Origin of the sequence: Actinoplanes missouriensis 431 (genome assembly GCF_000284295.1) — a bacterium.
GTDB lineage: Bacteria > Actinomycetota > Actinomycetes > Mycobacteriales > Micromonosporaceae > Actinoplanes > Actinoplanes missouriensis.
This window is the reverse complement of record NC_017093.1, coordinates 4,814,399-4,833,907: the sequence shown is the minus strand read 5'-3', so window position 1 is coordinate 4,833,907 and position 19,509 is coordinate 4,814,399. Positions and strand designations below refer to the sequence as shown.

Genomic DNA, 19,509 nt, shown 5'->3' with positions numbered 1-19,509 from the left:
CGGCGTGTATCGTGGGCCACGTGGGGATCCGGGATGACGCCATCGAGGTGCGGGCGCAGGGCTGGCGCCGGCTCGCTGCGCTGCACGGCCTGATCGAGACCGAGCTGGAGCGCCGGCTGCAGGCGTCACACAAGCTGTCGGTGGTGGAGTACACGGTGCTCGACGCGCTGAGCCGGCAGGACGGCTGGCACATGCGGATGCGCCAGCTGGCCCGGGCCGCCGCGCTCTCCAGCAGCGCCACCACCCGGCTGGTCACCCGGCTGGAGGACCGCGGCCTGCTCACCCGGATCCTCTGCGCCGACGACCGGCGCGGCATCTACACCGAGCTCACCCCGGCCGGGCAGGCGCTGCTCGACCAGGCCCGCCCCACCCATGACCAGACGCTGACCGAGTCGCTGGCGGAGGCGACGAAACAGCCCGAGCTTGAGGGGCTTGTCGCGTTCCTGCAGGCGTGAGAACTGTCGTACCTCTGTTCTAGGCTTCCCGCATGACCGAGACGTTCGCCAGCCGTGACGAGTTCGACCAGGCCGTGGCCGAGGCGCGCCGGGCCGCCCGGGCCTATTACGACAGCGGCGACGTGCTGATGACCGACGCCGACTACGACGCGCTCGCCGACCGGATCGCCGCGGCCACGGCCACCCACCCGGAGTGGGACGACCAGGGCGTGACCACCGCGGTGGCGGCCGGGTCCTCGGCCGGTGGCGACGTGCGGCACCCCACGCCGATGCTCTCCCTCGACAAGATCACCACGCCGGAGGAGGTGGCCGCGTTCGTCGCCACCCTCGGCGGCGACGGCTGCCTGGTCGAGGTGAAACTCGACGGCCTGGCGATCCGCGCGGAGTATGTGTCGGGCGCCCTCACGCTCGCTGCGCTGCGCGGCGACGGCAGCACGGGGGAGGACGTCACGGGTCAGGTCCGGCGCGGCATCGCCGGCCTGCCGGTCGCGCTCGGCAGCGACTGGACCGGCGAGGTGCGCGGCGAGGTCTACATGACCGTCGCCGACTTCGAGGCCTCCAGCGCCAACCGGGTCGCCGCCGGCGGCAAGGCGTTCGTCAACTCGCGGGGCGCGGTCGCCGGCGCGATCCGCAGCGTCGACCGGGTCTACGAGTGCCCGATGACCTTCGCGGCCTACGAGATCAGCGGCGAGTTCGACACCCACCTGGAGCGGATGGCGTTCGCCGGCACGCTCGGCTTCCCGGCCGCCTGCGGCCTGATCCCGTCGGTCGCCGGCGAACGCCACACCGCCGAGGAGGTCACCGCCGCGATCGAGGAGATCGGCGCCCACCGCGACGACCTCGACTTCCCGATCGACGGCGCGGTGATCAAGGCGAACCGGGACAGCACCCGCCGCCGGCTCGGCCTGGCGAGCCGCACGCCCTACTGGGCGGCCGCTTTCAAGTACCCGCCGGACACCGCCGCCACCGTGCTGCGGGACATCGAGGTGCGGGTCGGCCGGACCGGGCGGATCACGCTGCGCGCCGTCATCGACCCGGTCTACGTCGCCGGCACCACGGTGACCCGCGCGACCCTGCACAACCCGCAGTGGGTGCTCGACCAGGGTCTGGCGATCGGCCAGACCGTCGCGGTGTGGCGGGCCGGTGACGTGATCCCGCGGGTCACCACCCCGATCGGCGAGCAGCCTCACGACCTGCTCCCGTGGGCGCCGCCCGAGGTGTGCCCGCAGTGCGGCGAGGCGTGGGACAAGTCGAGCCTGCTGTGGCGCTGTCACACGCCGTCCTGCTCCCTGGTCGGCGCCGTGACCTACGCCGCCGGCCGGGACTGCCTCGACGTCGACGGCCTCGGCGAGGAGATCGTGATCGCCCTGGTCGAGTCCGGTCTCGTCCGTGACCTGGCCGACCTCTTCACGCTGACCGCCGAGCAGTTCGCGACCACCCGCACCGGCGAGGGCAACCGCCAGGTCGGCGCCTCCACCGCGGCCCGCATCATGGCCGGTCTGGAGCACGCCCGCCAGCAGCCGTTCAACCGCGTCATCACCGCCCTCGGCATCCGGATGACCGGCCGTTCGGTCGGCCGCTGGCTGGCGTCCCGCTTCAAGACGATGGACGCCCTGCGCGCCGCCACCGTCGAGGAGATCGCCGAGATCGACAAGATGGGCCTGATCAAAGCGCAGCACGTGGTGGACGGCCTGGCCGCGATGTCCGGCGTGATCGACCGCCTGGCAGCCGCCGGCCTGGCCATGGCGGTCGCCGACGACGGCGCCGCGAAACCGCTGGCCGGCCAGGTCTACGTGGTGAGCGGCAGCGTCCCCGGCTACACCCGCACCACGGTGAGCGAGCGCATCGAGGCCCTGGGCGGCACCGCCAGCGGCAGCGTCTCCGCGAAGACGACGGCGCTGGTCACCGCCGAGACCGGCACCAGCAAGGCGAAGAAGGCAGCCCAGCTCGGCATCCCGGTCCTGGACCCGGAGGAGTTCGCCCGCATGCTCGCCTAACCTGCCCGACCGCCGCCCCGCCGCCGCGGCACCGCTCGCCGCCGCCGCTACGCCGCCCGCCGCCCCCGCCGCCGCGGCATCGCTCGCCGCCGCGGCACCGCTCGCCGCCGCCGCTACGCCGCCCGCCGCTACGCCGCCCGCCGCTACCGCCGCGACGCCGACCCCCGCCACCGCGGCAACGACCACCGACGGTGGCGTCAGGAAACCGCAGCCGGCCCCCGATTCGCCCACCGGGGCAGCCGCTCTGGATCTCGCCACCGGGGTGACCGCGCACTCCCCGGAGCAGACCATCCCCACCGACACACGGACCACGCGGCGCGTCGGCTTGCGCGGCGCTTCAGTCTCGGGTGGCGCGTCGGCTCGGGTGGCGCTTCAGTCTCGGGTGGCGCGTCGGCTCGGGTGGCGCTTCCGGCTCGGGTGGCGCGTCGGCTCGGGTGGCGGTGCTTTTGACTCGGGCGATGTGTATCTGCGAGCTGATGTGATTTGCGCTGCTGGAGTGGTTGCGGGCCACCGATCCGAACTGGCTCATCGTGCTGGACGACGTGACCGACCCCGCGCACCCAGCTGGCTGGTCCCCGCTGGCGCGGCCCTACCGGACGGACCGCCGCCACCACCCGGCTGCACGACGCCGCTCCGGACGGCGCGGACCGCCGGCAAATTCCCGTCGGCACCTGGTCGGCCGCCGAAGCCGGAGCTGCCCCCGGCCGAGCAGGATGGCGGATCCGAATCCGAATCGCACCACGCGGCAACCAGGCCGACCAGGCAAGGTTTTGGGGCGGGGAGGGCCCACGCAGGGATCAAGCCTGACCGCCCGGAGTGGGCACTCCCCGCCCCACAACCGTCTCGCTAGCGCACCTCAGAATCCAACGTCCGCCCGTTCTCGTCAGCCACAGACGTGGCAGCCCCGGACATGGCAGCCCCGGACTTGGCAGCCACACCGGCGGAGCCAAGCTTGGCGAGCAGCCCCGCCAGGTCGACCCCGGTCAGGTCGGTGCCCAGCTGAAGTCCCTGGGCCACGTTGTTCGCCACCGACTTGGTCAGTGACGAGGCGCCGTCCGTCGAGATGACCGTCATCTTGTCGATGGCGCCCATCGGAGCGGCGGCGGCCTCGACGACCTGGGGGAGGACCTTGACCAGCAGGTCGAGGACGGCAGCCTCACCGTACGCCGCGAAGGCGTCGGCCTTGCGGGCCATCGCCTCGGCCTCGGCCTGACCGCGGGCCAGGATGGCCGCAGCCTCGGCGGCACCCTCGCGCTCGATCGCCTCGGCGATAGCGGTCCGGCGGCGCTGCTCCGCCTCACCCTCCTTGGCGCCCTCGATGGCGTGCGCCTCGGCGAGTGCGGCACGGCGGGCCCGCTCACCCTCACCGGTCAGGCGGGCCTGCTCGGCGGAGGCCTGCGCGGCCGCGATCGTGGCCTGCCGCTGCGCGTCGGCGCCGATGACCGACGCGTTGCGGGCGGCCTCGGCCTCCTGCTCCACCTTGTACCGTGCGGCGTCGGCGGGCTTGCGCACCTCGGTGTCGAGCTGGCGCTGCTTGAGCTCGGCGTTGCGCTCGGCGACCTTCTGCTGCTCGGCGAGGATCGCCTGGTCGCGCTCGGCCTGGGCGAGCGGGCCGGCCGCGTCGGACTTCGCCTTCGCGGCGTCGATCTCGGCCTGGATGCCGGCCTTCTTGAGCGCGAGGTTCCGCTCGGCCTCGGCGATCGCCTCCTCGGCGAGCAGCCGCTCCTGCTCGGCGGCCTGCCGGGCGCGGGCCTCGGCGATCGCCGCGTCCTTGAGCACGCGCGCGGCCTCGGGACGGCCCAGGTCCTGAAGGTACGACCCCTCGGCCAGGATGTCCTGCAGCTGGAAGGTGTCGAGCACCAGACCCTGATTGGTCATCGAGTGCTCGGCTTCCTCGGCGACCGCGCTGGCGAACGCCGCCCGGTCACGGATGATCTCCTCGACGGTGAGCCGGCCGACGATCGAGCGCAGCGCGCCGGCCAGCACCTCACGGGTGAAGTCCTCGATCTCGTCCTGCTGGTGCAGGAACCGCTGGGCGGCGGCGCGGATCGCGTCCTCGGTGCCGCCGACCTTGACGATCGCCACGCCGTGCAGCTCGGCCCGGATGCCCTGCTTGGAGACGGCGCCCTTGATGCTGACGTCGATGCGGCGGCTGGAGAGGTCGAGCGACTGCAGCCGCTGGACGACCGGCATGACGAACACCGAGGCGCCCATCACGACTTTCTGCCCGGACAGGTCGGTGCTGCTGGTGCCGTCGGCGGACTGGGTGACCCGGCCCTTGCGGCCGGTGATGATGAACGCCTCGTTCGGCCCGGCGACCTTGATCCGGGACAGGACGAACAAAACCAGCAGAACGACCAGCAGGACCACGCCTGCGATGGAGATGAGAAGGGGTGACATCTATGCCTTTCCGGTGTGCGGGGTCGCTTCGACGACGACGCTGGTGTCCGTGGGTGCTTCCACCACGAAGATCGGGGTGCCGGCCGGCAGGGCCTGCTCGGCGCGGGCGTTGAGCTTGACCGGCTGTCCGCCGAGGCGCACGCGCACCTCGCCGTAACCACCGCCGGCGGGCACCGCGGTGACCACGACGCCCATCGTGCCGACCAGGTGGGCCCGGGTGGGTGTGGCGTCGGTGGGCATGTCCCGGGCGGCGCGCGAGAAGCGCAGCGCGAGCCAGGCGGCCACAAACGCGGCGATGAGCGCGACCAGCGCGGATGCGGCGATCAACCCGGGGGTACGGGCATCGAGCAGCTCCACGGTGATCGCGCCGGCGAACCCGAGGGCGCCCAGGAAACCGGCGACCGCCTCGAGCGAGACCAGGCCGTCCGCCCCGAAGCTGCCGAGATGCGCGATCTCGCCGCCGAGCAGGGCGAACGCCAGGATCGCCAGCCCCACGCCGCCGATCACCAGGAACACCACTGTCGCCGTCGCCACGCAGGCCCTCCTCAAGGATTCGCGCCGGTCATCGACCGGGAGCCACAGGGTATGGCAGCGGCGCTAACAGGGAGATGACAGGTTCCGTCATATTCGGAAAACCTCAAGATCGCGCAGTGCCGGGCGATGGTGGCGGCCGTGAAACCTGACGGCCGGTGGGCCCGGCTCGGCATGCCGGTCGGTTTCCTCGTGCTGTCCGCGGTCTTCGCCGGCGCCTATCTGACCGGCCCCGAGCCGGTACGCCTGGTGCTCCTCCTGCTCTCCGGGGTCATCGCGGCGATCGCGATCGCGCTGGGCGTACGCATCAACGCCCTGCCGGACCGGCGTCCCTGGATGCTCACCGTGCTCGCGCTGGCGATGCTCAGCATCGCCAACGCGGCCTGGTACCTGCCCGCCGCGATCGCCGGTGGCGCGCAGACTCCGCCGGACTGGATGGCCGTGCCGCCGCAGATGGCGGGGTACGTCTTCTTCCTCGCCGCCAGCCTGATGATCGTGCTCCGGCACACCCCGCGGGACGCGAGCGGCACGATCGACGCCGCGGTCTGGGGCGTCGCGCTCGCCACGCCGGTCTGGGAGTTCCTGTTCCGTCCCCGGCTGCTGGCCGCCGGTCAGGACACCGCGACGCAACTGTTCGTGCTGACCCAGCTGCTGGTGCTCTTCGGCATCTGCGGCGCCCTGCTGCGCGTCGCCCGGACCAGCGGCCGGGGACAGGTCAGCCTCTGGTACCTGTTCGGCGCGCTGGGCATGACCCTGCTCGGCACGGCGGCGGTGCACATGCTGCCGGCCGGCTCGGGCTCGCAGGGGTCGGTGCCGGCGCTGCTGTTCGCGCTCGGGTACCTCAGCCTCGGCGCGGCCGGGCTGCACCCGAGCGCGGTCCGCCTGATGAGCCCGCAGCGATGCGCCACCGGCGGCACGCCGAAGATGCAGCTGAGCATGTTCGGCGCGGCCATGCTGCTGATCCCGGTGGTGGGCGCGATCGGTCAGCTGACCGGCTCACCGCCCGACGGCCTGCTGCTCACCCTGGCCCCGATGCTGACGATTCCGCTCGTGCTGATCCGGATCGGGCGGCTCAACGTGCAGCGCAGCCGCGACCAGCGGGCTCTGGCGCATCAGGCCGCGCACGACGAGCTGACCGGGCTGATCAACCGCCGCGAGCTGTTCACGCTGATGGAACGGGCGATCGAGCGGCACGCCGACGGGCGCGGGGGTGATCTCGCGCTGCTCTACTGCGACCTCAACGAGTTCAAGCCGATCAACGACCGGTACGGTCACGAGGCCGGCGACGCGGTGCTGCGTGCCACCGCACGGCGGATCGCAGGTGCGGTCCGGGAGGGTGACGTTGTCGCCCGTATCGGTGGTGACGAGTTCCTCATCTTCTGTCCGGATGCGGACAGTGACACCGCGTACGCGCTGGGCTCCCGGATCGTGCGCGCCCTGGCCGAGCCGATCAGCTGGCGTGGCGAGACGCTCCGCGTCTCGACCGCGTTGGGCACCACCGTCTGGACCCAGCGGGAGACCGTCGCCCCGGACGTCCTGCTGGCCGCCGCAGACACCCGGATGTATGAGAACAAACGCACCCAAACCAACCGATCCGTCTATTGCTCCGATGAGGCATCCTCGCCCACACTGCGGACAAGTCGCATGTAGATCGGGGGGCGACTGACATGCCGGATCGACGGAACTTCATACGCGCGGCGGCGGTCGCCGGGGGCTCGGTGGCGGCCGGGATCGCCGCGGGCGCGGCCACCGCGCCGGCCGCCCGCGCGGCGGACCCGCCGACCGACCGGCTGGCGCTGCTGTCCTGGCACGCCGCGCTGGCGAACCGGCGGTACGAGCCCGCCGTCGTCGCCGTGATCGGCTCGTCCAGCACGGAGGGCGTGGGCTCGGTCTACGGCCGTGGATACGTCACGATGCTCGCGGAGAACCTGCGGTCCGCCTTCCCGGTGGCCGGCGCGCCCGGCGGCGCGAACTTCGTGGCGGCCTGGGGTCGCCCGCCGCAGTGGCCGGTGGCGGCGACCGGCGGCCGGCCGGCGCCGCCCGAGGACGGCTGGGCGCTGAAAGGGTACGACCTGGACGGCGGCTCGCTCACCCACGAGTTCACCGGCACCAGCGTACGGGTGTGGCACGCTCCCGGCGCCACGCTGACCGTGACCGTCGACGGCCGCCCGATGCCACCGGCCGGGTCCGGACCGCTCGAGGCCGGCCGCCACACCGTGACGGTCACCGGGCGTGGCCGGGTCACCGGCTTCGTCACGTTCGACGGCGACGAGAGCCGTGGCATCCAGGTCTGGAACGGCGGCCACGGCGGCCGGACCACCGGCAGTTTCGCCGCACGCATCGACGCGTGGGCCCCGAGCCTGGCCACGATCCGCCCGCACCTGGTGATCCTGCAGCTCGGCGTGAACGACTGGCGTACCGGGGTGCCGGCCGCCACCGTGAAGCGCAACCTGCAAATGATCGTCAAAGCGGTCCGCGCGCACGCCGGCACGGATCCGTCGTTCGTGATCTACGGGTCGCCACGGGTCGGCCCGGCGCGGGACCGGGGTTTCAGCCGGGTGGCGCAGGCATGGGCGGAGGTCGCCGCCGAGGACGACGCGGTCAGCTACTTCGACCTGTCGGCCCGGCAGCCCGCGCCGTCCGCGGACAACCGGCTCGGCCTGTACTGCGACGACCTCATCCACATGACCGACAAGGGCGCTGCGCACACGGCCGACGCCCTCACGGGGTTCCTGGCACCCGGCTAACGGATCGAGGGAACACTGTGTAGTCAATGCGACACTGAGCGTATGTATTCTCGGCTGCCGCGTTCCCGATGGACCATCGGGCTCCTGATCACAGTGACGGTGACGCTCTTCCTTTCCGTCATCCTGGCGTTCCCGTTCCTGCTCCGGGGGGTGGCGGGACAGGATTGGAAAACCCTCTCCGACATGGGGCAATCCTATGGCGTGATATCGACGGTCCTATCCGGACTGGCGCTCTGCGGAGTAGTGGTTTCCGTGACCTTCCAGTGGCGTCAAGTAATGTGGGCGAGGACCGCCAGCGCCCGTGAACGGCACTTCGAGCTGATCAAACTGATGCTCGCGGAGCCGGACCTCAGCTATCAGAGGAGAGAGCCCGGCCGTGCGGGGAGCCAGCGCTGGCGACGCAGGCTGACCTGCAATCTCTGGAGCTCCCACTGGCTTTTACTCTGGGATCTCGGGGAATTGGATGAGTCATCCTTGAAAATCGCATTCGACGAGCTCTTCGCGGATGAGATAGCACGTGATTGGTGGCACGACGTGGGTGCCTTCTGGATCGGTCACCGAACTCGCCGGCGCGACCGTTTCCTCGCAATAGCCTGGAAAAGCTTCCGGGACTCTGCGGCCGCACCGGCCGAGGGCATCGCATCTCCGGGCACGGCCGATGCCGAATCGGCGGTTTCAAGTCCGGTCGGACCGGCGTCCGTGAGCCGGACCGACCGGCATTCGCTATCCGAACCTGAAGACGGCCTCGCTATACAGCGTCCACTGCCGGATCAGGCGACGGATTGACAGCATCCAATCGCGAACGAGATCTTTCGCCAGCTCCAGGGGTCGACTCCGGACATCCGCGAGCAGCGCGGCGCGGTAGACCTCACGGGGTAGCAGGACGACTTCCTCGTCAGCGCCGACCCGCGCATCCCAGGACAGCAGATCACGGTATGCGGCCGAATCCACCCGGCGCCCGATCACATAGACGTTACCACTCTCCAGAAGAAGGACGTCCGGGCAAGCATAATTCCGGTCGCATCGTTGCCTGGGCACGACACCCAGCCGGCGAACGATTCTTTCCATTTAATCAGCTTTCTGCAGAAGCATTCGAGTGTGCCGGCGAGGTAGACAGATCGTGACTTGCTCGACGGCATTGCCAATCCGGATCGCCGCAGGCGTCGTGTGCCCACAACGAGTGACTCACGTAACCGAATCTCAAAATCAGGTTGACCGGGATAATAGCCATAAAGTCAATGCGAGCCAATGCCGGCGGCACGTTCATCAGGGTTCCGGCGGTGCACGATCATACAACGAAACGCTGGCAGAACAAGGTTACGGGCACGGACTCGCGGTCGCGCCAACGCAACGGACGTTCATGACGGTCGCCGCCACGTCGCACGCATGATAGCGCTCAGTTGACTACCCCGCCGGTAGATTCTGCGATTTCGGATCGGTGTGACCCTCCAGAGAGGGGCGAACCACTGAATGGGTGTAGGACGCGGTCAGAACGGGTGCGGGTCGAGCATGCGGTGCAGGTACCTGCCTTCCTGCATCGCGACGACCGCCGGGTGGTGCGCGCCGAGTGCGGCGATCAACCGCTCACCGGCGTAACCGTCCTCGGCGGACGCCTGCTCGCCGACCGCGCGCCGCATCATCGCCTGGTTCACCGCGCAGCGCAGGGTGTCCGGATGCTCCGGGCCGAGCACGTCACGGTGCGCCCGCATGGTCGGTTCGACGGTGTTCAGCGCGGTGCGGATCTCGCCGGTCTCGGCGTACAGGATCGCCAGGTTGAGGCCGGCCGCCAGGGTGTACGGGTGATCCGCCCCGAGCACCTCGCCGAGATCACGGGTGGCGTCCCGGGCGAACCCCAGCGCGGTGGCCAGGTCACCGGCGGCGCGGTGGGCGGCCGCCAGGTTGTTGAGGCAGATCAGCGTGTGCGGGTGCCGCCGGCCGAGGCTTTCGCCGTAGTTGCGGCGTACCTCCTCGAACTCGCTGATCGCGCTGGGCACCGCCCCGACCGCGAGCAGGCTGACCGCGCGGCTCAGCCGGCACGCCAGGGTGTCCGGGTTGGACGGCCCGACCACCTCGTTGAGCTGCTCGTACACTTCGTCGAGCAGTCTGGCGGCCTGTTCCGGGCGGCCGGCGCTGCGCAGCGAGACGGCCAGGTTCGCCTGGGCGCTGAGGGTCCGGTAGGTGGTCGGCCCGAACACCTCGGTGTACTGGCCGGCGATCTGTTCGAGCACCTCCACGGACCGCTGGTATTCGCCGGCCTCGCGCAGGTCCCGGCCGAGGTCCGAGCCGTTGCCCAGGGTGACCGGGTGGGTCTCGCCGCTGATCTCCTTGTTGCGCTCCCACAGATCCTGGTCGAGCGCCCGGGCCGCCCGGAAGTCACCGGCGAGCCGATGAGTGGCGGCCAGGTTGCTCAGCGCCATCAGGGTGCGCGGCGCGTCGTCGCCGAAGTTCTCCATCCACGTCGCGTACGTCTGCTCGTCCCGGTCTCGGGCCTCGGCGTAGCGTCCGACGGCGCGCAGGTCGGCGGCGAGACCACCGGCGGTCATCAGGGTGTGCGGATGGGTGGGGCCGAGCAGGCGGAGCTGCTCGTCGAGCACCTCGCCGTCGAGGGCCAGCGACTCCTCGAAGTGGGCCATCTGCCGCAGGATGTTCGCGACGTTGAAGCGCAGGTGCAGGATCTGCCGGTGCAGCGTCTCCCGGGTGTCCGGCTCGGTGATCGTCGTGAGCATCCGGGTCCAGCGCTCGTCGATCTGGTCGCCGAGGTCCCGGCCCTCCTGGAGGCCGCCGTTGTACCAGAGGTAGCGCACCCGGTCGATTATCAGCTGGCGGACCAGTTCCTCGCCGCAGGTGGCCGCCTGGGAGACCTCCAGGTGCGGCCAGAGCATCCGGAACCGTTCCCACGACCGCGAGTCGTCGATCTCGTAGCGCGGGCGCAGCCCGGTCAGCACCAGGTGCACGTCGTGCCGGGCCTCGCTGAGTTCGGCCGCGCTCATCCGCTTGCGGACCACGTGCTGCAGCAGCCGGTGCACCTGGATCTGGCTGCGGCTGCGGTCCAGTTTGAGCAGCGCCAGCTTGTTGATGTGCTGCACCAGCGTGAACCGGTAGGCGCGCTCGGACACCAGCCGGTCGTACCTGCTGAGCAGGCCGGCCAGCTCGTCGCTCTGGATCAGGTCGAGGGAGATCTCCGGCGCCAGCACCGAGCAGAGCTGCAACAGCCGGTACGCGGCCTTGGACCGCTTCGCCAGCAGCTCCAGCGAGAGGTTCCACACCTCGTCGACCGCCCTGTCCGGGCCGGCCTGCTCGACCCGCCGCAGGTACCCGGTGACGTCCTCGCCGGTCTCGGCGAGCCACGCACCGGTGGCCGCCACCGCGATCGGCAGGTCCCCGAGCGCCTCGGCGACCTGGTCGGCCTGGTCCGGCCGGATCGTGGTGACACGTTGCCGCAGGTGGGCGATGCTCTCTCGGCGCTGGAAGACGTCGATCTGCACCGGCCGGGCGTAGTCGCCCCACTGCGTGTTCCGGGAGGTGATCAGCACGTGGCCGGTGCCGTCCGGGACGAACCGCTGCACCTGCTCGATCTCTTCGGCGTTGTCGAAGATGAGCAGCCAGCGCGGGTGCGGCGCGCCCTGCTCCAACGCGCTGATCACGGACATCGCCTTGTCGGTGACGCTGGACTGCGGCAGCGGCAGCTGCAGGCGCTCACCGAGGTCGGCGAGCGAGATGTCGATGAAGGTGGCCTGCTCGGCGTCGATCCACCACACCACGTCGTAGGCGTTCTTGAAACGGTGCGCGTACTCCAGCGCGACCTGGGTCTTCCCGATGCCGCCCATGCCCTGCAGCGCGACCGGTTTCGGGCCGGAGAGCACCACCTTCTTCTCGCCGCGCAGCTGGGAGCGCAGGTCACGCAGGTCGGCCTCGCGCCCGGTGAACCGGGCGTTGCGAGCCAGGGCCTGGAACTCGACCGGCGGGCTGCCCGGGTAACGGGCCCCGATCTCCTGCGGATCCACGTCGTGCAGGGTGCGCCCGACCAGGCGCAACACCCGATCGAGGGCCTGTTCGGCGGTCTTGTTGCTGAGGAACGCCGAGGACGCGGCCGGGTAGTTCGGCAGCGGCGACAGGTCGTCGACGTAGACGGCACGCGCCGGTCGCGGGCGGCTGCGGTCGCGGGGCACCAGCTCGGGCGGGCCGGTCGGATTGCTGTGCGAGATCAGCGTGATCCGGGTGCCGCCGTCGTCGGCGGCCTCCGGGCTGTCCGGCTCGTGCACGTGCAGCCCGGCCGCGGCCAGCGCGCCGGCGACCCACTCGGCCCAGGCGGAGTCCTCCGGCGCGTAGTGCAGCGTCACCTTCTCCGCGGTGTGCGAGACCTGGCGGACGAACCGGGCCACGGTCCGGGCGCGCAGCGTCTCGTCCAGCTCGGGCAGGGCGGTGACCTCGCCCCGGGTGATCTCCGCGGTCAGCCTCTCGTAGGCGGCCAGCAGCGACGTGGCCTGACCGGGGGAGTCGCCGAACGTCGCGAGGATCTCCTCGTACGCGTAGAAGGGCCGATAGGGCACCTCCACCGCATTCCAGTACCGCCGCCGCTCGGTGTTCCCCATCCCGGCCGGCAGACCCGGGAACCGCTGCATCGCGAAGGCCCGCCCGGCGTCCGCCTTCTCCTTCTCCGCCGGGTCGACGCGCATCGGCACCGGCAGGATCCGGATGCCGCGCCGGGCGTGTTTGTGCTCGATGGACGCGGCGACCTTCGCGGCGCCGTCGATGCCCTGCTCGGCGAAGGTGAAGCAGTCGACGAGGGTGTCCGGGAGCTGGATCGTGCAGATGTCGGCGACGTCGCTGAGCCCGGTCCGGCTGTCGATCAGCGTGTAGTCGTAGTGGGCGCGCATGTCCTCGCCGAGCGCGTCGAGGAACTCGCCCCCCTCCAGCCGGCCGTAGAAGTCGTCCCAGTTCATCCCGGTCAGCGTGGTCGCGTAGTCCTGGTTCTGCCGGCCGGCCGAGATGAAGTCGAGCTGGCCCTCGCCGGGGAAGTTCTCCCACTCCAGCGAGAACGCGTACCGATGGACCTTGGCGAAATCCCGGTGCCAGCCGGCCTTGCGCTGGGCGGCCTGGTCCGCCTTCATCTCGTACGTCCGGATCATGTCGATGATCCCGCCGGTGGTCTCCAGCGCCTCGGGTTTCATGAACGGCTCGAAGAAGCGGTGCAGGGCGGGCGACTCCAGGTCCCAGTCGGCGACCAGCACCCGTTTGCCGTTGGCGGCCAGGATCCAGGCGACGTTCGCCAGCGCCATGGTGCGCCCGGTGCCGCCCTTGAACGAGTAGAACGTCACCACTTTGCCGTGCTGATGCTCAGTCATCGCTGCTGCTTCTCCCGGTCGTGACGGTGGCGGGGATCACGGACCCGTGCAGCGTGGGCCGCGCTGCCGCGTCCCGGCTGTGCACGGCAGCCCGCCGAAGATAGTGGCGGCGGGCCTCGCTCACCGCCGACGGCATCAGATCAGCGAGTTGCCCGACGTCGGACACCTGATAGACCCGGGCCGCGCCGAGCGCCTCCAACCGGGACGCCGTCACCTCGTTACAGCCCGAGTCCTGCGCGCCGGTCACCACGATCGGGGTCACCCACCGGTGCAGGTGACCGCGCAGCGCCCCGAGCCGGTCCTCGCGCCGCGGCTCGACCAGGACCACCGCCGGCGAGTCGTCCAGGGATTTCAGGTCGCCGGACTGGTCGACGGTCCGGGTGGGCAGCCCGAGACGTTCCGCGACGGTGGCGGCGAACTCGGCGACCGGCGGATCGAGCACCCCGCCGTACGGTTTCCACAGTGTGCCGCGCCCGCTGAGCACCGCCACCACGAACGGGGTGTCCGGTGAGCGCGTGTCCGGCACGGGGATCTCGTCGATCGGCACCGCCCGGGACGGCGGCAGCTGACTGTGCGCGCCCACGTGGACGATCTGCTGGGCGAGCTTGTCGATGATCCGGTGGTAGTGATGCTGGTAGGACGCGAGCATCCCGAGGACGCGGAGACCGTTCTCGGCGTACTCCTCGATGCCGGCGCCGAGCGGAAGCGCGGCACTCACCTCGGCCATCCGGTCGCCGGCGGGCAGCGGGATCCAGAGCACCTCGATGATGTGCGCGCGGGCCCGGTCCGGCCGGCCGGGGAACGCGCGGCCGAGCCGGTCCAGGAAGACGGCCCGCTCGCGCATCGGCCAGGACTTGTTGAAGTAGCCGGGGGAGTAGAGCGGCACGAACACGGCGGACCGGGCGAGCTGCTCGGTGATCAGCGCTTTCCAGTCGGTCCCGGGCTCCAGCAGGTAGTCGGCGAAACCCACGTCGGCCGGCTCGGCGCCGGTCCGGTCGGCGACCGCCCGGGACAGGTTCTCGAAGCAGCGGCGCACCCACACGTCGGTGTCCGTGTCGCGCCGCCCGGAGGTGGCCAGGGGCGCGGAGTGCGCGTAGCTGAGGAAGAAACGGCTCATGACGTGCCCTCCGTGAAGCTCGTGCGCAGGCCCTCGATGCTCTCCGGGATACCCGGTTCGACGTGGTATTGCTGCGGATGTGCAGTGTCAGTTTCCAGACGATCGACTTGTAGATCGCGATCTGGTCGGCTGGAAGAGGTTGACCCGGGCGATCGGCTCCGGCAGCTTGTCGATGTCGACGGGCGTCCAGAGCATCGGGGCGCCCGGATCCTCCGCGGTCATGTCGGTCACCGGGCGTCCTCCTCTCCCTGCGATTCTCAGTCAACCACCGAACCGCAAAATCCACTGTGGGCAGGTCGAGGGCGGCCGCTGTCGTCACACCGGCCATTTCGCGGCGGTGGCGGCCAGGCCGTCGGTGAACCGCCGGCCCGCCGCGGTCAGTGATCCGGTGGCGGTCAGGGCGCCGATCGCGTCCACGGTCCAATCCCGGTAGCGGGCGTAGTGCCCGGCTGCGCCCGGCACACCCCGCTCGGCGCGCTGCCGCCAGATCTCGGCGACGGCCAGATGCGCGTAAGTGCCCTGCAACGCGCTCTCCACCGGTCGCGGATCCGGTCGCCAGCCGACCCGCAGCAGCGCCCCGGAGTCCGGGTCCACCAGGTCGATCAGGTCGAGGACGGCGCCCAGCTTGGTGTGCTGGTACTCGTGCACCAGCAGCACCGCGAGCGCTTCCGGGTCCGGGGTGAGCGCGATGCCCAGCGCGCCGGACGCCTGCCGGGCCGTGGCGCTGCGCAGCGTCACCGGGTCCGGCGTCAGCGGGGTGATCGTGCTGAGCCCGGCGGTCAGCCCGGCGGCGTGGTCCGGGGCGTCGCGCTCCACCACCCGCCAGGCCGCGGTGACCGCCTCGTCCCAGGCGCGCACCTGCTCCGGCGTCAGCCGGCCGGTCGCCGGCCAGTCGTGGCAGTCCCGGTACGGGTCGGCGTCCTCGAGCAGCAGTCCCGGGCCGATCCGCCGAGCCGGGTCCAGGGCGGGCGGCCGGACGCCGTTCACGCTTGTCACACCGCCCGCGAGTGTGCCCAGGGTGGGCAGGTGCACGCGGCCGTCGCGGGCGGTCACCGGCACGTCGACGTCGGCGCCACCGGCGATCACGGCCGCGGCGGCCAGGTCGGCCAGACGGTGCGGGCCGTCCGTCCCGCTCAGGAACCTGACTGCCCAGACCCGTACGAAGGGGTGGGTCAGAATGCGGCGCACCGCGCCGGGATCGTGCTTGTCCAGAGCGCTCAGCACCGACCAGGGCTGACTCTCCGTGCCGGAAAGCCGGTCGGCGACCGCCACCAGCAACGCCCGGGTGATCGACTCCTGGGCCGAGGTCAGGTACGCGACGCTCGACGCGCCGCCCGCACCGGTCGCCAGATCGTCGAAGACCCGGTCGGGAAGGGCTTCTCTCATCGCGGTGACCTCGTCGTCCATTGCGGTGATCAGTCCTTTCAGCTCGGCGCAGTACACCGACGGATTGTCGAACCCGGACCCGGTGCGGAACCGGTGCGCATAGAGCCCGCCACCACACTGCGTGACGACCGGACAGGCGCGGCAGGTCGCCGAGAGGGCGGCCAGCCCGCTTTGCCGGTGCCGCATCACCGGCGTGGTGAGCAGGTCGTCGGCGGACGCCGTGAAGACGGTCAGGCCGGTCGCCGCCGCGCCGTCGAACGCCGTCTTCATCGAGTCCGGCTGCTCCCACGACCCGTCGGTCTCCACGACCGCCACCTCACCACGGTCGATGCCGACTGCCTCGGTGCCGCTGTGCCCGCCCGCCGCGATGTCGCGCAACCCGTCGAAGAGCCGGATCGGGACCGGCCGGCCGTCCGCCAGCCACCGGCGGTGCAGCCGGATCAGCCAGTCCGCGTGACCCGGCAGCGGTGGGTTGTCCCAGGTGGCGTGGGGGAGCAGCAGGTCGATGCGGGGCGGCGCCTCGGCCAGCAGCGCCTCGTAGACCGCGATCGGGTCGTTGCGGACGTCGATCGTGCAGAGGATCCCGGCGTAGATCTCCGGATGCGAGCGCAGGATCGCCAGCCCGCGCAGGGTCCGCTCGTGGCTGCTCGCGCCGTTGCGGTACCGCCGATGCCGGTCGTTGGCGGACCGGTCACCGTCCAGCGACACTCCGGTGCGTACCCCGAAGGTCTCCAGCATCTCGGCGGTCGCCTCGGTCAGGCGGACCGCGTTCGTCTGCATCCGCAGATCAACGGGTACGGGGATGGCCCCGCGCAGGATCGTGAGAAGCTCGCCGAGCCGGGCCGTGCCGAGCAGCAGCGGCTCACCGCCGTGCAGCACCACGCCGACGCCGGCGAGGCGATGCCGGACGGCGTGCTCGGCGATCCGCTCGGCCGTGCGCAGCGCGACGGCCGCCGACATGATCGGCGGTTTGCGGCGCCAGCTCTGATCGGCGTGCTCGTACACATAGCAGTGATCGCAGGCGAGATTGCACAGCTCATGTACCTTGAGCACGAACTGGCGCAGCGGTCGTGCCGAAGCCGGTGCGCCAGCGATCTCAGATGGCCGACTGGAAAGCGGAGACCTCAGAAGGCCGCTCCCGCCGCTGCTCTTCCGGTTCCCCCGGCATGGTCTCCGGTTTGTCCGGCACGACCGAGCGCAGAATCCGATCGACGATCGCAGTGACGTTCCGCCCAGCCCCACGATCGAGCGGAACGGGCAGGGGCATAGTGGGTTCTTCCACGGCGCTCTGTCTCCCCGGGGATTAGCAGTCGGCACGCACGCTCGTCCGGTCCGGACACGCGGATGCCTAGAGCATAGACACCATTCGACATAGGTCATCAGAATCTGACTCGCTGTGTGGGGGGCTGTGGATGACCCGGGTGATCGGCGAGCTGGAGCAGCGGCTGCCGGACGCGGCGTTCTGGCGGGCGGAGTACCCGGTCCTGCGTGGCGTCCCGCTGTCGGCGGTCCAACAGGCGCTGCCGGTCTTCTTCGCCGTCCTCTATGCCGTCGGCGTGCTGGTCGCGGTCACGTCCTGAAAAGTGTCGTACCCCGGTTGTAGCGTGCCTTCCACTGGAGCCGAGAGGGTGGAGGGCCGATGTACCGGCAGGGCGATGTGCTGATGATTCCGGTGGAGAAGGAGCAGGTGCCGGCCTGTGCCCCGGTGCCCCGCGACCGCCGCGGCCGGATGATCCTGGCCCGCGGCGAGGCGACCGGCCACGCCCACGTGGTCGGCGGGCCGGGCCTCGCGCTCGTCGCCGACCTCGACGACCCGGAGCGGATGTTCATCGACGTGCCCACCCACGGCCGGGTCACCCACGAGGAGCACGGACCGATCTCGCTGCCGGCCGGGCACTACCGGGTGGTCCGCCAGCGGGAGTATGTGCCGGGCGCCTTCCGGCCGGTCGCGGACTGAGGGGGCGTTCCGATGCGACTCACGCATGCTCAGGAGGCGATGGCCGCGGCCATCGAGGACCAATGGCTGGCCGCGGCGGTCCAGACCGGCCCGGCGGGGCGCAAGGAGGCCGAGGCGGGGGTACGGGCGGCGTACCGGCTGGCCGGCCTCCCCGAGCCCGAGCGGATCTACTGGCTCGGCTCCCCCCGAGCCGGCGCGCTGGCCGCGTCCCTGCTCCGCGCACCCACCCCTGGTTCGCCTGTTGCGGCTCTTGACGCCGGGCCTGTTTCGCCGGCTGCCGGCGCGGCTTCGGATGCGGCGGCCGGGTCGGGCCCGGCTGCTTCTGTTGCGGGGCCGGAGTGGGTTGCCGGGGTGCATGCCGAGCTGCGGCGGCAGGGCTGGGCGCCGGGGGAGAGCGGCGGCGCCGCGGTGCGCCGGCAGGTGCGGACCGAGCCGTGGGCTGCCGCGCGCAAGGCGGCCCTGGCAGCGCTCGGCGCCGACGGCTGGGCGCAGCTCAGCGCGGCGGCCGGCCGCCGCTCCTGGGGACTGGTCATGGACCTGATCGCCGGCCGGCTGCGGTTGCGGCTCGGCGAGGACATCACCGCCGACCTCGGAGACGCCGCCCCGGCCGTGCGGATGCCGGTGCTCGACGCGATCTACGGCCAGCACGACGGCACGTGGCTGGCGACGTTCGAGGCCGCCGACCGGCTCTGCCCCGACGCGGGTCTGATGACGCGTCTGACCGGCCTCGCCGAGGTGGCCCGGCACAGCGGCTGGTGGTGGGCGTTCGAGCGGGTCGCCGTGCTCACCGAGCGCCCCGGCCTGCTGGAACGCGACAACGTCGGCCGCCTGCACCGCGGTGAGGGCGCAGCCATGCAGTTCCCCGATGGGTACGGTCTGTGGGCCTGGCGCGGCATGCCGATCCCACCCGGCCTCGCCGCCGAGCTGCCCCACCTGACGCTGGACCGCATCCGCAGCGAGAAGAACGCCGAGATCCGCCGCGTGGTGCTCGAGCACTTCGGCTACGAGCGTTACCTCCGCGAGGCCGGTGCTCGCCGGCTCGGCACCGACGAGACGGGCACCCTGTGGTGGCTCGACCTCCCCGGCGACGAGCCCCTCGTCATGGTCGAGGTGGTCAACTCCACCCCCGAGCCGGACGGCACAAGCCGCGTCTACTGGCTCCGCGTCCCACCCGAGACCCGGACGGCACGCGAGGGCGTGGCATGGACGTTCGGCCTGACCGCCGAGGAGTACCACCCGCTGATCCAGACCTGACCCCTCCGCCCGGCGGGCGAGCGTGTGAACTTCCGGCGCGCTCCGGCTCCCGTTTAGACACGCTGCGGCGCCGTGCTGCCGGCGGTGCGACGGGTTCGCCGGGGTGATCCGTTCACTGTCCGGCCGCGCTCGACGTCCGGCCGCGCTCGACGTCCGGCCGCGCTCGACGTCCGGCGGCGCTCCACGTCGGACCGCGCTCGATGGCTGGCTGCGTTCGACGCCGATGTGGCTCCGCCGGCTGTGGATCGTGGAACGGCGCGGGCCGGCTGGCCCTCAGTGTCGTCGGCGCGGGCATGTCACCGCACTAGGAACCAGCCGGT

Annotated in this window: 14 protein-coding genes; 8 read left to right on the top strand and 6 right to left on the bottom strand. The window is 71.4% G+C overall.

Annotated features, from left to right (window positions below):
* Positions 1-20: 20 nt before the first annotated feature.
* Together AMIS_RS22665 and ligA are read left to right on the top strand one after the other, a co-directional pair.
* Positions 21-455 carry a MarR family winged helix-turn-helix transcriptional regulator gene (locus AMIS_RS22665; protein WP_014444720.1) on the top strand — a complete coding sequence of 145 codons (435 nt, stop codon included), beginning with the start codon at positions 21-23 and terminating at the stop codon, positions 453-455.
* Positions 456-487: 32 nt separating this feature from the next.
* The gene (gene ligA, locus AMIS_RS22660) at positions 488-2,452 is read left to right on the top strand and encodes an NAD-dependent DNA ligase LigA (protein ID WP_014444719.1); all 1,965 of its coding nucleotides are present in this window, start codon (positions 488-490) and stop codon (positions 2,450-2,452) included.
* Positions 2,453-3,298: 846 nt separating this feature from the next.
* Here ligA and AMIS_RS22655 read toward each other — a convergent pair.
* Together AMIS_RS22655 and AMIS_RS22650 are read right to left on the bottom strand one after the other, a co-directional pair.
* Complete coding sequence (locus AMIS_RS22655; protein WP_014444718.1) at positions 3,299-4,852, bottom strand: flotillin family protein; 1,554 nt, start codon at positions 4,850-4,852, stop codon at positions 3,299-3,301.
* On the bottom strand, positions 4,853-5,386 hold the full coding sequence (locus tag AMIS_RS22650; RefSeq protein ID WP_014444717.1) for an NfeD family protein: 534 nt from the start codon (positions 5,384-5,386) through the stop codon (positions 4,853-4,855).
* 138 nt (positions 5,387-5,524) lie between these two features.
* Here AMIS_RS22650 and AMIS_RS40740 point away from each other — a divergent pair, with 138 nt between their 5' ends.
* From AMIS_RS40740 to AMIS_RS42880, 3 genes are read left to right on the top strand one after another with little or no spacing between them, the layout of a single operon-like run.
* Positions 5,525-7,033, top strand: coding sequence for a GGDEF domain-containing protein (locus AMIS_RS40740; protein WP_172666612.1), 1,509 nt, complete (start codon positions 5,525-5,527; stop codon positions 7,031-7,033).
* A gap of 17 nt (positions 7,034-7,050) precedes the next feature.
* On the top strand, positions 7,051-8,130 hold the full coding sequence (locus AMIS_RS22640) for an SGNH/GDSL hydrolase family protein (protein ID WP_014444715.1): 1,080 nt from the start codon (positions 7,051-7,053) through the stop codon (positions 8,128-8,130).
* A 42-nt stretch (positions 8,131-8,172) separates the two neighbouring features.
* On the top strand, positions 8,173-8,916 hold the full coding sequence (locus AMIS_RS42880; protein ID WP_014444714.1) for a DUF6082 family protein: 744 nt from the start codon (positions 8,173-8,175) through the stop codon (positions 8,914-8,916).
* 701 nt (positions 8,917-9,617) lie between these two features.
* Here the strand turns inward: AMIS_RS42880 and fxsT are convergent.
* The 4 genes from fxsT to AMIS_RS22620 form a co-directional block, all read right to left on the bottom strand.
* Positions 9,618-13,475: an FxSxx-COOH system tetratricopeptide repeat protein gene (gene fxsT, locus AMIS_RS22630; protein WP_014444713.1), complete on the bottom strand. Its 3,858-nt coding sequence runs from the start codon at positions 13,473-13,475 to the stop codon at positions 9,618-9,620.
* Positions 13,468-14,592, bottom strand: coding sequence for a TIR-like protein FxsC (locus AMIS_RS22625; RefSeq protein ID WP_014444712.1), 1,125 nt, complete (start codon positions 14,590-14,592; stop codon positions 13,468-13,470). The genes fxsT and AMIS_RS22625 overlap by 8 nt, the downstream gene beginning before the upstream one ends.
* Before the next feature lie 87 nt (positions 14,593-14,679).
* The gene (locus AMIS_RS42875; RefSeq protein WP_014444711.1) at positions 14,680-14,823 is read right to left on the bottom strand and encodes a hypothetical protein; all 144 of its coding nucleotides are present in this window, start codon (positions 14,821-14,823) and stop codon (positions 14,680-14,682) included.
* 84 nt (positions 14,824-14,907) lie between these two features.
* Entirely contained in the window at positions 14,908-17,031 is a 2,124-nt protein-coding gene (locus AMIS_RS22620) for an FxsB family cyclophane-forming radical SAM/SPASM peptide maturase (RefSeq protein WP_014444710.1), read from the bottom strand.
* Between the two features lie 359 nt (positions 17,032-17,390).
* Here AMIS_RS22620 and AMIS_RS42870 point away from each other — a divergent pair, with 359 nt between their 5' ends.
* From AMIS_RS42870 to AMIS_RS22610, 3 genes are read left to right on the top strand one after another with little or no spacing between them, the layout of a single operon-like run.
* Positions 17,391-17,558: a hypothetical protein gene (locus tag AMIS_RS42870; RefSeq protein ID WP_014444709.1), complete on the top strand. Its 168-nt coding sequence runs from the start codon at positions 17,391-17,393 to the stop codon at positions 17,556-17,558.
* Positions 17,559-17,617: 59 nt separating this feature from the next.
* Positions 17,618-17,935, top strand: coding sequence for a hypothetical protein (locus tag AMIS_RS22615; RefSeq protein ID WP_014444708.1), 318 nt, complete (start codon positions 17,618-17,620; stop codon positions 17,933-17,935).
* A gap of 12 nt (positions 17,936-17,947) precedes the next feature.
* Positions 17,948-19,189 (top strand): DUF6745 domain-containing protein, encoded by a 1,242-nt coding sequence (locus tag AMIS_RS22610; protein WP_014444707.1) that lies wholly within the window; start codon positions 17,948-17,950, stop codon positions 19,187-19,189.
* The last annotated feature ends 320 nt before the right edge of the window (positions 19,190-19,509 follow it).